We start from the raw sequence: 14,422 nt of genomic DNA, 5'->3' as shown, positions 1-14,422 counted from the left end.
TAGGATTAAATGGAGAGTTTGATCCTGGCTCAGGATGAACGCTGGCGGCGTGCTTAACACATGCAAGTTGAACGGTCTGCTTAGGTAGACAGTGGCGCACGGGTGAGTAACGCGTAGGTGACCTATCCTTTAGTGGGGGATAACTCAGGGAAACTTGAGCTAATACCGCATGAGCTTGTGGTTGTTAGAGGGCCACAAGGAAAGCAGCAATGCGCTGAGGAGGGGCCTGCGTCCGATTAGCTAGTTGGCAAGGTAACGGCTTACCAAGGCGATGATCGGTAGCTGGTCTGAGAGGACGATCAGCCACATTGGCACTGAGACACGGGCCAAACTCCTACGGGAGGCAGCAGTGAGGAATATTGGGCAATGGCCGAAAGGCTGACCCAGCAACGCCGCGTGGAGGACGAAGGCTTTCGGGTTGTAAACTCCTTTTCCGGGGGACGAGGAAGGACGGTACCCTGGGAATAAGTCACGGCTAACTACGTGCCAGCAGCCGCGGTAAAACGTAGGTGGCGAGCGTTATCCGGATTTACTGGGCGTAAAGAGCGCGTAGGTGGTTGAGTAAGTTGGATGTAAAATCTCTTGGCTTAACTGGGAGGAGACGTTCAAGACTGCTTGGCTTGAGGGCGAGAGAGGGGTGCAGAATTCCCGGTGTAGTGGTGGAATGCGTAGATATCGGGAGGAATACCAGTGGCGAAAGCGGCGCCCTGGCTCGCAACTGACACTGAGGCGCGAAAGCGTGGGTAGCGAACGGGATTAGATACCCCGGTAGTCCACGCTGTAAACGATGTGAACTGGGTGTTGGCGGTATGAATTCCGTCGGTGCCGTAGCAAACGCGATAAGTTCACCGCCTGGGGAGTACGGTCGCAAGGCTAAAACTCAAAGGAATTGACGGGGGGCCCGCACAAGCAGCGGAGCGTGTGGTTTAATTCGATGCAACGCGAAAAACCTTACCTGGGTTTGACATGGGCGTAGTAGTGAACCGAAAGGGGAACGAGCCTTCGGGCAGCGTCCACAGGTGCTGCATGGCTGTCGTCAGCTCGTGCCGTGAGGTGTTGGGTTAAGTCCCGCAACGAGCGCAACCCCTGTTGCCAGTTATAAGTGTCTGGCGAGACTGCCGGTATCAAGCCGGAGGAAGGTGGGGATGACGTCAAGTCAGCATGGCCTTTATATCCAGGGCTACACACACGCTACAATGGTCGGTACAGAGGGTTGCAAAGCCGCGAGGTAGAGCTAATCTCACAAAGCCGGCCTCAGTTCAGATTGGAGGCTGCAACTCGCCTCCATGAAGTCGGAGTTGCTAGTAATCGCCGGTCAGCAATACGGCGGTGAATACGTTCCGGGCCTTGTACACACCGCCCGTCACGTCATGGGAGCTGGTAACACCTGAAGTCGGTGAGCTAACCGCGAGGAGGCAGCCGCCGAGGGTGGGACTAGTGACTGGGACGAAGTCGTAACAAGGTAGCTGTACCGGAAGGTGCGGCTGGATCACCTCCTTTCTAGGGAGAAAGGCGTGCCGAGGGCTGCGGAAGCGGTTTTTGGGAGCCTACTCTGAGGTTAGGGCTGTAGCTATCTTTGAATTTTCCTATCACTCTTTAGCGGTTAAGGCACATTGAGAGGGAGAGAGAGGGCCTTTAGCTCAGCTGGTTAGAGCATTCCTCTGATAAGGGAAAGGTCTCTGGTTCGAGTCCAGAAAGGCCCACTGAGAGTGGGGGGAAAGAAGGATAGAGCGAGAGATAAAGCGAGAGCCCGGTTGGGAAGCCGGGTTTTTGAATGGGTTGTGAGATAGCGGGTGAGCTTGTGCGGAGAGAGCAGGAGCTTAGCCGCTAGCGTGCAACGCTGGGCGGAGAGGTTATTACTGGAAGGTAGTGATCTGGCCGAGGACATTAACAACTGAATTGTGTGAGTGTAGATGGCATGATAGCGAAGAAGGCGATGGAAGAGGATAGAAGACGTTTAATGAATGCCGTCTCACGTGGATTAAGTTAGTAAGGGCATACGGTGGATGCCTAGGCGCCAGAAGCCGAAGAAGGACGTGGATGGCTGCGAAAAGCCTCGGTGAGCTGTCATCAAGCGTGAGAGCCGGGGATATCCGAATGGGGAAACCCGCCTGGGGGAATGCCCAGGCACTGTCATCTGAATACATAGGGTGAGCAGGGGGCACCCGGGGAACTGAAACATCTAAGTACCCGGAGGAAAAGAGAACATTCCCTGAGTAGTGGCGAGCGAAAGGGGAGGAGCCTAAACCCACGTTGTGTAGAAGGCTGCAGCCGTTGCAGCGTGGGGGTTGAAGGGCTAGGGCGTGTTGTTGCAGAGACACGAAGGAGTAAGAAATTTCAGGTCTAGTCGAACTGTACTGGGAAGGCAGAGCGCAGAAGGTGAGACTCCTGTAGACGAAAGGTCTGAAACTCCTGCTAGTACCCTGAGTACCACGGGACACGAGAAATCTTGTGGGAAGCAAGGGAGACCACTCTCTAAGGCTAAAGACTTATGGCGACCGATAGTGAACAAGTACCGTGAGGGAAAGGTGAAAAGAACCGGGTTAACCGGAGTGAAATAGAACCTGAAACCGTATGCTTACAAGCAGTCGGAGGACAATACCCGAAAGGGGAGGTCTGACGGCGTGCCTCTTGGAGAATGAGCCAGCGAGTTACTTTCAGTAGCGAGGTTAAGGCAGATACAGCCGGAGCCGTAGCGAAAGCGAGTCTGAAAAGGGCGACAAGTTGCTGGGAGTAGACCCGAAACCAGGTGAGCTACTCATGGTCAGGGTGAAGCGGGGGTAACGCCTCGTGGAGGCCCGAACTCGTTAATGTTGCAAAATTATGAGATGAACTGTGAGTAGGGGTGAAATGCCAAACGAACTTGGAGATAGCTGGTTCTCCCCGAAATAGCTTTAGGGCTAGCCTCAAGTGTTGAATACCGGGGGTAGGGCACTGGATTGGCTAGGGGGCGTATAGCTTACCAAACCAAACCAAACTTCAAATACCGGTAGTTGTAGCTTGGGAGTCGGACTACGGGAGATGAGTTTCGTGGTCAAAAGGGAAACAGCCCAGATCGCCAGCTAAGGTCCTGAAGTACGAGCTAAGTGGGAAAGGATGTGGGATTACCCAGACAGCCAGGAGGTTGGCTTAGAAGCAGCCATCCTTGAAAGAGTGCGTAATAGCTCACTGGTCTAGTGATCCTGCGCCGAAAATTTAACGGGGCTAAAGCTCGTCACCGAAGCTGCGGATTCATATACTTGCGGGTATATGAGTGGTAGGGGAGCGTTCTGCACAGCAGAGAAGGGTGACTGGAAAGACGCCTGGAGCGTGCAGAAGAGAGAATGCTGGCATGAGTAGCGAAAAACACGTGAGAACCGTGTTCGCCGTAAATCTAAGGTTTCCGACGGAAGGTCAATCCGCGTCGGGTTAGTCGGGCCTAAGGCGAGGCCGGATGGCGTAGCCGATGGACAACAGGTTAATATTCCTGTACCACGTGATACCGTTTGAGTGAAGGGGTGACGCAGGGGGGTAGGCCAGCCAGTTATTGGATTCTGGTGCTAAGCCTGTAGGGCGATGAAGGGGATAGGGAAAACCGTTCCTGGAGCTTGAGGGGTGATGGCGGAGCCTGAGAGGGCCGGAAGTGGCTGAGCCCGAGCTGCCGAGAAAAGCCTCTAGCGAGGTATGCGTGACCGTACCGCAAACCGACACAGGTAGATGGGTAGAGAATACCAAGGCGAACGGGAGAACCCTTGTTAAGGAATTAGGCAAATTAAGTCCGTAACTTAGGGAAAAGGACTGCCACTGGTTGTGAGGGCGACTAGCTTGTCTGAGCGATTGGTGGTCGCAGCGAAATGGCTCTGCCGACTGTTTAACAAAAACACAGGTCTCTGCGAAAGCGAAAGCTGACGTATAGGGGCTGACGCCTGCCCAGTGCCGGAAGGTTAAGGGGAGAGGTGATGAGCTTTGAACCGAAGCCCCGGTGAACGGCGGCCGTAACTATAACGGTCCTAAGGTAGCGAAATTCCTTGTCGGGTAAGTTCCGACCCGCACGAAAGGCGTAACGAGCAGAGCACTGTCTCAACAAGGGACCCGGCGAAGTTGAAATAGCGGTGAAGATGCCGTTTACCCGCAGCAGGACAAAAGACCCCGTGGAGCTTTACTGTAGCTTGACATTGAGTTAGGGCTTTGTCTGTGTAGGATAGGTGGGAGGCTAAGAAGCTGGTCCGCTAGGATCGGTGGAGTCGACGTTGAAATACCACCCTGATGGAGTCTTGGCTCTAACCTGTGGCCCTGATCGGGCATGGGGACAGTGTCTGGTAGGCAGTTTGACTGGGGCGGTCGCCTCCTAAAGAGTAACGGAGGCGCGCAAAGGTTCCCCTCAGGCTGAATGGAAACCAGCCGTAGAGTGTAAAGGCATAAGGGAGCTTGACTGCGAGACAAACAAGTCGAGCAGAGACGAAAGTCGGGCTTAGTGATCCTACGGTTCCGAGTGGAAGGGCCGTGGCTTAACGGACAAAAGCTACCCCGGGGATAACAGGCTGATCTCCTCCAAGAGTTCACATCGACGAGGAGGTTTGGCACCTCGATGTCGGCTCGTCGCATCCTGGGGCTGAAGGAGGTCCCAAGGGTCGGGCTGTTCGCCCGTTAAAGCGGTACGCGAGCTGGGTTCAGACCGTCGTGAGACAGGTCGGTCTCTATCCGCTGTGGGCGAAGGGGATTTGAGAGGGGCTGCCCCTAGTACGAGAGGACCGGGGTGGACAGACCGCTGGTGTACCAGTTGTCTCGCCAGAGGCATTGCTGGGTAGCTAAGTCTGGCAGCGATAACCGCTGAAAGCATCTAAGTGGGAAACGCGCCTCAAGATGAGATCCCCCACTGTAAAAGGGTAAGTGCACCGGGAGACTACCGGTTAGATAGGCGGCAGGTGTACGCACTGTGAGGTGTTGAGCCGAGCCGTACTAATGCACGAGGACTTAATCCACGTGAGGCGGCAGGCATTAAGCGTCGAGACGTGCAAGCTACACACACACAATTGAGTTGAGATGACGGCTGCTGTGCGAACAGCAGAAGTCGCAAATTGATAGTTGAATACAGGTTTTGTTGGTGGCTAGAGCGGAGGGGGTACACCCAGTCCCATCTCGAACCTGGCAGTTAAGCCCTTCAGCGCCGATGGTAGTCCTCGGGTGACTGAGTGCAAGAGTAGGCCGCTGCCAACAAAACCTGATTTCATCTCAAAAAGAGCCATCATCGGCTCTTTTCTTATTTACCTGCATTTTTGCCCGCATTTTGCTTGCGTGTGAATTTGCAGAAGGAGTTTCTCTATCTTGGACCTTGAAGCTGCGATAGCTTGGGGCGTCTTAGCCCTGGCCATTGTGGTGACCGTTTTTGCCGCCGCGGCCGAGATGGCACTCGCCTCCCTCAGCCGCGGCCGTTTACGACTCATGAGCGAGCAGGGCCTCTCCCCTGCCCGCCGCGTGATGGAATTGCTCGAGGCCCCCGGCCGTTTCTTGACGACCCTCCTGCAACTCAAAGTGCTTGCCCTCATTGCTGCAGCTACCGCGGTAACCTACGGGGTTTTGACCTATCAGCTCGGCCTCGGCGCCCTGCTGCTACTGCAGACGCTGCTGCTGATTGCCATGGTGTTGATCCAAACGGTCGCACGCGCCCTGGTTGTGCGCAGCCCGGAACCGGTAGCTCTCTTCCTGGCGCCCCTTGTGAGCTTCTTCACCGCCCTCCTGGCACCCTTGACCTGGCTGTACCTGCGTGTAGCCGGACGTCTGCGCACGCACGATGAGAATGACAGAGCCACCGAAGAGAGCATCTTCCTGAGCGAAGACGGTTTGCGTTTCCTGCTCAACGTCAGCGAGGAAGAAAGCCAGATCGAAGAAAGCGAAAAAGAAATGATCGGCTCCATCCTGGAGCTTGACAAGACCCTGGTGCGCGAGGTGATGGTGCCGCGCATTGATTTGGTGACGCTGGACGATCAGACCCCACTGTCACAAGTGCTCGACGTGGTGCTCGAAGCCGGTCATTCACGCATTCCCGTCTACCATGAGACTGTGGACAATATCGTGGGCATCTTGTATGCCAAGGACCTGTTGCGCGTCTTTCGCGAACAGCAGCGCACGGTGGATGCAGGCGCGGCGGCGCAAACCAACATTGACCTGCGCATCCTCATGCGTCAACCCTATTTTGTGCCCGACTCTAAGCCAGTGAGTGAACTGCTGCGCGAGCTACAAAAGCGCAAAGTGCATATCGTGGTCGTGGTGGATGAGTACGGCGGTACGGCCGGCGTTGTCACCATCGAGGACCTGCTGGAAGAAATCGTGGGTGACATTCAGGATGAGTACGATGAGGAAGAGCCAGAAATCATCCGGGTCAGCGAGCGCGAGTACCTGTTGAGCGCACGCGCCAGCCTGGACGAGGTCAATGACGCGCTCGGCATCGAGCTACCGAGCGAGGGCGGCGACACGCTCGGCGGCTACATCTATAGCCGGTTGGGCCGCGTCCCCATGCAGGGCGAAGAGGTACCCTTCGACGGGGGCATCCTCAAGGTGCTGTCGGTGGACGGCAACAGCATTGATCGCGTGCAGGCGTTGATTACCCCACCGCCTGCCGCCACCCCAGAGGCTGAAGCAACCCCCGAGGGAAGTATGCCGACCGTCAAAGGCGCCATCCTCTCCTCCCTCTTCTTCTTCTAGCGCCACTGTGCTATACTGCAAGCGGCAATAGACTTCACTTTTCCGCCTAAGGGGTCAGGCGCAATTCGTGCCTGCTTGCAGTATACAATAGCCGGCACAGCGTCTGCCAGCACAAGATCAAAACCTGGGGGAAAGCCATGGCCGAGCACGCGATGATACTGGAGCAACCGGAGAAACTCGTGGAACAGGCGCGCGCGGCGCGTCTGCGCGCCTACGCGCCCTATTCGCGCTATCTCGTGGGCGCGGCCGTGCTGACCGCCGCGGGAGATGTGTTCACCGGCTGCAATATCGAAAATGCCTCCTATGGCCTGACTATCTGCGCCGAACGCGTGGCCATCGCGAGCGCCATTGCCGCGGGGCAGCGCGATTTTGTCATGTTGGCCCTTGTCACCGCCAACGGTGGCTCTCCCTGCGGCGCCTGCCGGCAGGTGATGGTCGAATTTGCCCCTGACATGCCGGTCATCATTGCTGATGAGCAGGGGATTCGCCAGACTCTGCCCGCGCACGCCTTGATCCCCGGCTTTTTTGGCCCGGAACACCTGACTCCGTGACGCTATGAACGCTTCGACGCACACGCCAGCAATCACTACCGACGCCACCACCAGCCGCCGCGCCCGCGTCTACCGCACGGAGGCGGTGGTGCTGCGTCGCCAGGATCACGGTGAGACCGATCGTCTCTTGACGGTCTTCACGCCCATGCACGGCAAACGGGTGCTGCGGGCCAAAGGTGTGCGCAAGCCCACCAGCCGCAAGACTGGTCACCTCGAACTGTTTGCACACAGCCTGCTCCTGGTCGCCAAAGGTCACACCTGGGACCTCATCACCCAAGCCGAGCTGATCCACCCCTTCCCGCAAATCCATGAGGACATGCTGCGCGCCAACTACGCCTACTACGTGGCCGAACTGGTGGATCGCTTCACCACCGAGCATGATGAGAACCGGCTACTCTTCGACCTGCTCGTCGCGACCCTCCAGCGTCTCGATTCCATGCCCAAACTCGACGTCACGCTGCGTTTCTTCGAGCTGCGCCTGCTCAACCTGGTCGGCTACCAGCCCCAGCTCTATCATTGCGTCAACTGCAGCGACGAATTGCAGCCGGTAACAAACTTCTGGAACCATGTTGGGGGCGGGGTTTTGTGCCCACGCTGCGGCGAGGCCCTGGCCGGCAGCGAGGAATTACCTCTGGCCGTCTTCAAGCTCCTGCGCTTCGTGCAGCGCTCCGATTTCGACACCGTGCTGGCCCTGGCGCCCAGCGAAGCGCTCATGATCCAGACCGAACTGCTGCTGCAACGTTACCTCATGGCCCTGCTGGAGCGCAACCTCAAATCCGTAGATTTCCTGCGCCGCATGCGCTATCAAGCGACACAGCCTTTGTAGACGTTTTCTTTGTTGAAGCACACGGGGGGCGACTGCAAGGGTGCGCCCCTACAAACATCGGTCATCGGTAGGGGCGTGGCCTTGCGCCCGCCCTGTTAGTTGAAAAGAAACATGTCATACAATCCCGAAAAACACCATCGCCAGTCCATCCGGTTGCCAGGTTACGATTACAGCCAATCCGGTGCATATTTCGTCACCATCTGCACGCAGGGGCGCGAATGTGTCCTGGAGGATCCGATCGTGTCAGCGATCATCATTGACGTTTGGTATGCGCTGCCGAGATGGTTTCCGAGCATTGATTTGGATGAATTCGTCATCATGCCAAACCACACCCATTTCATCGTATGGATTCTGCCTGTCGGTACAAATGCTGGCGTAGGGACGGAACGGACAGAGGCAATCCCCGCAACCCTGCCAGACGTAGGGGCAACCCTCGCGGTGGCCCCAAAAGCCAACAAACGGACCTGGATCATTCCCGAACCCACCGCGGTGAACCTGACGCCGACGTTGGGCGACGTGGTTGGATCGTTCAAATCGCTGGTGTTCAAGGTATACCTGGATGGGATCGGGGCCAACGACCCGACCCGTCGGGCCAAATTCTGGCAGCGCAGTTATTACGAACACATCATTCGCAGCGAGGCCCAATTGCACGCGATCCGGCGTTACATCCGAGAGAACCCATTGAAGTGGGCGTTGGACCCAGATAACTCGCAGAATCTGCCTAAACGTCCGTTTCCGGCCAATGTAGAGGCATACCTGGAAGATGTGGAACGGTACGAGAAATATCGGTAGAGACAGGTCTTGCACCTGCCCTCGATGTCGCCACCCGCGACCGGGGAGACCGCGACCGCGACGGGGGCGACCGCAAGGGTACGCCCCTACCCACGACGCGGGGCGACCGCAAGGGTACGCTACCCACAACGGAGGCTCAATCATGCATCACCGTCTGAAGCTCAGACTGCTCGCCTCCCTGCCGCTGATCGTACTGCTGCTTTTGCCGATCGCACACTTTGGCGCGGCCAGCGCGGAGTCCGCTCAGCCGCCCATCGTGCTTGATCCCCTGGGCCAACTTGGCGGCAGCAGCAGCGCGGCGCTGGCGGTGATCGGCTCACGCGCCTACCTCGGCAGCGGCCCGCGCCTGCTGATCCTGGACGTGAGCCAACCTGCGGCGCCGGTTGTCCTGGGACGCAGCCCGCTGCTGAGCGACATCGTGCAAGGGGTCAGTGTGGCCGGCAGCCTGGCCTACGTGGTCAGCGGCGCCGGCGGTTTGACCGTGCTGGATGTGGGCAACCCGGCCGCGCCCAGCGTGCGTGGTCACCTGGCGACGGCCGGCTTTGCCAAAGGAGTCAGCGCGGCCAATGGCCTGGTGGCTGTGGCCGACTACGGCCGCGGTCTGACGCTCATTGATGCCAGCAATCCCGCTGCGCCCACCTTGCTGGCGCAGTTGCGCACCCCCGGCACCCCGCACGCCGTGCAGATTGTCGGCAGCCTGGCCTACCTGGCCGATGATTTCAATGGCTTGGTCATCGTGGACATCAGCAACCCCGCGCTGCCCACCGTGCGCAGCACCTTGCGTTCGGCCGGTGTGGCCGTTGGCGTGACAGTGGTGGGCGGCCTGGCCTACCTCGCCTACCAGGGCGAGGGCCTGCGCATCGTGGATGTGAGCAACCCCGCCGCGCCGCGCCGCCTGGGGCAGTTCGACACGCCAGGTCTGACCTCGGCGGTCAGCGTGGTGGGCAATTTGGCCTTCGTGGCCGACGGCGACGCGCTGCAGATCGTGGATGTGGGCAACCCGGCTGCGCCGACGCTCTTCGCCACGTTCCGGGAACTGGCCGTCAATGTGCAGGCGCTCAACGGCCTGGCCTTCATTGCGGACCGTGAAAGCCTGCTGCTGGTCAATGTCAGCCAGCCGGCCGCGCCGACCCTGGTGGGGTTTTACGATCCGCCCGGCGCGGCGCTCGATGTGGCGCTGGCTGGCAACCTGGCCTTCATCGCCGCAGCCAATGACGGCTTGCAGGTGCTTGATGTGAGCGACCCCGGCCAGCCGCAGCACCTGGCATCCCTCGATGTGATCGGCGCGGCGTTTGGGGTGGATGTGGTGGGCAATCTGGCCTTTGTCGCCCTGGGCGAGCGCGGCCTGCGCCTGGTGGATGTCACCAACCCCCTTGCGCCCTTCGTCCGCGGCCTGCTCGACACGCCCGGTCAGGCGCGCCGCGTCGCGGTCAGCGGTTCGCTGGCGGCCGTGGCCGATGCCTGGGGCGGCCTGGTGATCGTGGATGTGAGCAACCCCGCGGCGCCGATCGTACGCAGCACCCTGGCGACCGAGTTTCCAGCCAATGACGTCGCGCTGATGGGCAACCTGGCCGCGGTGGCGGCCGGCAAACGCCTCTTGCTGGTGGACCTGACCAACCCGGCTGCGCCCCTGGTGCGCAGCACCACCACCGTTTCTGGCTGGGCCGCCGCGGTGGCCGTGGTAGGCAGCCTGGTCTACGTGGCCGATGTGGAGGATGGCCTGCTGATCTACGACAGCAGTCATCCGGCCGCGCCGATTTTGCGCAGCGCCTTCTACACCCCCGGCGCTACCGGCATCAGCGTGCTGGATCAACTGGCCGTCATCAGCAACCACGCGCGGGGGCTGACCGTCCTCGATGTCAGCGATCCGGCCGCGCCGCAGTGGGTGGCTGCGGCGGAGACGGCCGGCCTGGCCCGGCGCGTGCGTCTGGCGGGCGACCTTCTATTTGTAGCCGATGACTTGGGCGGGCTGGTCACGCTGCGCTTACGCGATGGCCCGCTGCCCACCGATACCCCTACGCCGACCCGCACCCCCACTCCAACCGTGACGCCCACGCCAACCCCCACGTATTCCGCAACGCCCACGCGGACGCCAACCCACACCGCCACCCCGACAGCCACTTCGACGCCGACTCCCACACGCACGGCCACGCCAACTACGACGCTCACGCCCACCCCGACCCTCACTCCCAGCGCCACAGCGACGTGTACCCCGACGCCAAGCCCAACCCTGACCCCATCACCAACGCCAGTCACCTTCTATTTTCCCTGGATCGTGCAGACGCGCTGATTCTCTGCTATACGGCAAGCGGGAATAAACTTCACTTTTCCGCCTAAGGGGTCAGGCGCAATTCGTGCCCGCTTGCAGGATATGACGCACTGCGTTGTGAGATTTGACAATTGTGGGCATGATGACCTACACTATTTTATGAAAGATGTTGCTTTTGTGCCCCTCTACAACGCCAGCAGCCGGGAGGTGAAAGATGGATGTGTTGCCTGCAGGAGTAGCTATAAAATCGAGTGTCGCGATCAAGCCATCAAGTGCCGGTCATCGTTCGGAACCGCTGAAAGATCTGTACCATGTCGGTGAGATGCCGCCCATCGGGCATGTCCCGAAGCAGATGGTCGCCTGGTTGATTCGGCAAGAGCGCTTCGGCGAGCCAACCAAAGCCTTCCAGGTGGAAGTGCTTGACGTGCCGGAGCCGGCCGACGACGAAGTGTTGGTCTACGTCATGGCGGCCGGCGTCAATTACAACAATGTCTGGGCGGCCCTGGGCGTTCCGGTGGATGTCATCGGCGCGCGCCTGAAGGCCGGCGAAAAGGAGCCTTTCCACATCGGCGGCAGCGATGGCAGCGGCATCGTCTACAAGGTGGGCAAAGATGTCACCAACGTCAAGGTGGGCGATGAAGTGGTCATCCATTGCGGATCCTGGGATCGCAACGACCCGGTGGTCACGGCTGGCGGCGACCCGATGTTTGGCGCCAGTTTTCGCATTTGGGGCTACGAGACCAACTGGGGTAGCTTTGCCCAGTTCACCAAGGTGCAGGCGCATCAGTGCTTGCCCAAACCCAAGCATCTGACCTGGGAGGCTGCGGCCGCCTACATGTTGGTGGGCGCGACCGCCTATCGCATGTTACACGCCTGGCCGCCGCACAATGTGCAGATGGACGATGTCGTCCTGATCTGGGGCGGCGCCGGCGGCCTCGGCTCGCAGGCCATTCAGATCGTCAAAGCCGCGGGTGGCATTCCGATCGCCGTCATTTCTGACGAGAGCAAGGTGGACTTCTGCTTGAGCCTGGGTGCCAAAGGCTGCATCAACCGCAAGAACTTCAATCATTGGGGCATGCTGCCGCACTGGAAAGACACCGTCGGCTACAACACCTGGCTGAAGGGGGTGCGCACTTTTGGCAAGGCCATCTGGGACGTGCTCGGTGAGCGGCGTAGCCCGCGCATCGTCTTCGAGCATCCGGGGGAGACCACCGTCCCAACCTCGATGTTCGTGTGCGACACCGGCGGCATGGTGGTCATTTGCGCCGGCACCACCGGCTACAACGCGACGGTTGATCTGCGCTATCTCTGGATGCGCCAGAAGCGCATGCAAGGCTCGCACTTTGCCAACGACGAACAGGCCACGGGGATCAACGATCTGGTGATTGCGGGCAAGGTGGACCCCTGCCTGTCACAGACCTTTAGCTGGGGCGAACTGCCGCAAGCTCATCAGTTGATGTACGAAAATCGTCACCCTCACGGCAACATGTCTATCCTGGTGGGCGCTGTGAGCGCCGGGCTGCTCAACACGGCTGACCAGCGCGCCGCCATGCGCGGCCTGTATGAAATTACGCCTGAAGTGGCCGCGGAGGCTGAGAAGGCTGAGAAGGCTGAGATGGAACCAGAAGATATCTATGCTCGCCCGCGCCACGGCATTCCGGCCGGCGGCGAGTTTGTGGATCAGCGCCCCGCGGGCGAGGTCATGCATCAGGGCGTCATCACCTGCCTGGAGCGCACAACCGTGGATGAAGTGGCCCGCAGCATGGTCGAAAATCACATCCACGCCGTGGTCGTGGTGGACGCGCAGGGCTACGCCGTCGGCGTCGTCTCGCAGACCGACATGGTGATGGCGCGTCAGGGACGGGCGCCGGCCGATGTAGCACACCTGACGGCCGTTGACATCATGACGCCTGACCTCATCACCTGCACGCTGGCGGCGTCGGTTTCGGACGTGATCACCACCATGACCCGCCATCGCATTCACCGCCTGGTGGTGGTGCAAGAGGAGGGCGAACACCTGCGCCCGGTCGGCGTCATCTCGATGACCGACATCATCCGCCAAATGATGGGCTACGCCAATCCCGCGGCGCCTCGTGATCCAGCCTAGCCAGTCACATAACAGGGAGGTTTTCTATGTCCTTTCTAACTGAAGAGCACGAAGCGGTGCGTCAGACCGTCCGCAAGTTCACCGAGGAGAAGGTGATACCGATTGCCGACGAATACTACCGGGGCGCCCTGGAGATTCCGATGGGTCTCATCAAGCAGATGGCAAACCTGGGCTTCTTCGGCATGTCTTTCCCGGAGGAATGGGGCGGCGCCGGCATGGATGCCGTGAGTATGACGCTGGTCACCGAGGAGTTGAGCCGTGGTTGGCTGAGCGTGGGCAGCGTGCTCACGCGCAACCTGATCACCGGCACGCTGATCCTGGCGCACGGCACGCAGGAGCAGAAAGAAAAATTCCTGCCCGGCATCGTCTCCGGCGAGATCTTGACCGCGGCCGCCTTTACCGAGCCAAATGCTGGTTCGGACACGGCTGGTATGCAGTTGCGCGCCGTGCGTGACGGCGACGAGTATGTGTTCAACGGCGCCAAGACCTGGTGTACGTTTGCCAACCGCGCGCACATCCTCACCGTGCTCGCGCGGACGCACCCGGATGCCTCGCTGCGCCACAAGGGCCTGAGCATCATCCTGGTGGAAAAAGACCCGGGCGATCATTTTCAGCCGCCGCAGTTGTCTGGCGAGCACATCCCAACCGTGGGCTATTACGGCATGCGCTCCTACAGCCTCGGCTTCGAAGATTTCCGGGTTCCGGTTGCCAACCTGATCGGCGGGGTCGAAAACAAGGGCTTCTATCAGTTGATGGCAACCTATGAGTGGGCGCGCATCCAGACGGCCGCCCGCGCCGTGGGCGTGGCCCAGGCTGCGTTCGACGCCGCGCTGAAATATGCGCAGGAGCGTCAGCAGTTCGGCCAGGCCATCAGTGAATTCCAGATCATCCGCCACAAGCTGGCCCACATGCGTACCCAGATCGAAGCCGGACGCCAGCTCACCTACTACGCCGCGCGCATGAAGGACATGGGTCAACGCTGTGACCTGGAAGCCGGCATGGCCAAGCTCTTCTGCGCGGAGATGGTGGAGCATGTGACCTCCGACGCGATGCAGATCTTTGGCGGCTACGGCTATTCGCTCGAATATCCGGCCCATCGCTTCTGGCGTGATGGCCGCGTGTTCAAGATCTTCGAGGGCACCAGCGAAATCCAGGCCGAAGTCATCGCCAAGCGCCTGTTGTCCTGAAAGGCTTTT

General features: G+C 59.6%; 7 protein-coding genes, 1 tRNA gene and 3 rRNA genes. All 11 read left to right on the top strand.

The features are described 5' to 3' along the window. Window positions 1-6 precede the first annotated feature (6 nt). The 11 genes from IPM84_00820 (at window position 7) to IPM84_00770 (ending at window position 14,413) form a co-directional block, all read left to right on the top strand. A 16S ribosomal RNA gene (locus IPM84_00820) occupies window positions 7-1,500 on the top strand. A 129-nt stretch (window positions 1,501-1,629) separates the two neighbouring features. Continuing rightward, a tRNA-Ile gene (locus tag IPM84_00815) sits at window positions 1,630-1,703 on the top strand. 276 nt (window positions 1,704-1,979) lie between these two features. Continuing rightward, a 23S ribosomal RNA gene (locus tag IPM84_00810) occupies window positions 1,980-4,961 on the top strand. 118 nt (window positions 4,962-5,079) lie between these two features. Beyond that, window positions 5,080-5,196, top strand: a 5S ribosomal RNA gene (gene rrf / locus IPM84_00805). The 16S, 23S and 5S rRNA genes sit together here with 1 tRNA gene alongside, the layout of an rRNA operon. Window positions 5,197-5,304: 108 nt before the next feature. Further along, complete coding sequence (locus tag IPM84_00800) at window positions 5,305-6,681, top strand: HlyC/CorC family transporter (GenBank protein MBK9091332.1); 1,377 nt, start codon at window positions 5,305-5,307, stop codon at window positions 6,679-6,681. Window positions 6,682-6,833: 152 nt separating this feature from the next. Then, window positions 6,834-7,232 (top strand): cytidine deaminase, encoded by a 399-nt coding sequence (cdd, locus tag IPM84_00795; protein ID MBK9091331.1) that lies wholly within the window; start codon window positions 6,834-6,836, stop codon window positions 7,230-7,232. Window positions 7,233-7,236: 4 nt separating this feature from the next. Next, entirely contained in the window at window positions 7,237-8,058 is an 822-nt protein-coding gene (recO, locus tag IPM84_00790; GenBank protein MBK9091330.1) for a DNA repair protein RecO, read from the top strand. Between the two features lie 111 nt (window positions 8,059-8,169). Beyond that, window positions 8,170-8,850: a hypothetical protein gene (locus IPM84_00785; protein ID MBK9091329.1), complete on the top strand. Its 681-nt coding sequence runs from the start codon at window positions 8,170-8,172 to the stop codon at window positions 8,848-8,850. A 142-nt stretch (window positions 8,851-8,992) separates the two neighbouring features. Continuing rightward, complete coding sequence (locus IPM84_00780) at window positions 8,993-11,140, top strand: hypothetical protein (GenBank protein ID MBK9091328.1); 2,148 nt, start codon at window positions 8,993-8,995, stop codon at window positions 11,138-11,140. Between the two features lie 193 nt (window positions 11,141-11,333). Beyond that, the gene (ccrA, locus tag IPM84_00775) at window positions 11,334-13,226 is read left to right on the top strand and encodes a crotonyl-CoA carboxylase/reductase (GenBank protein ID MBK9091327.1); all 1,893 of its coding nucleotides are present in this window, start codon (window positions 11,334-11,336) and stop codon (window positions 13,224-13,226) included. 26 nt (window positions 13,227-13,252) lie between these two features. Next, a complete protein-coding gene (locus tag IPM84_00770) occupies window positions 13,253-14,413 on the top strand; it encodes an acyl-CoA dehydrogenase family protein (protein MBK9091326.1) in 1,161 nt (386 codons plus the stop codon). Window positions 14,414-14,422: the final 9 nt, after the last annotated feature.

This window comes from Candidatus Amarolinea dominans (assembly GCA_016719785.1).
GTDB lineage: Bacteria > Chloroflexota > Anaerolineae > SSC4 > Amarolineaceae > Amarolinea > Amarolinea dominans.
This window is presented reverse-complemented; position numbering and strand designations above follow the sequence as displayed.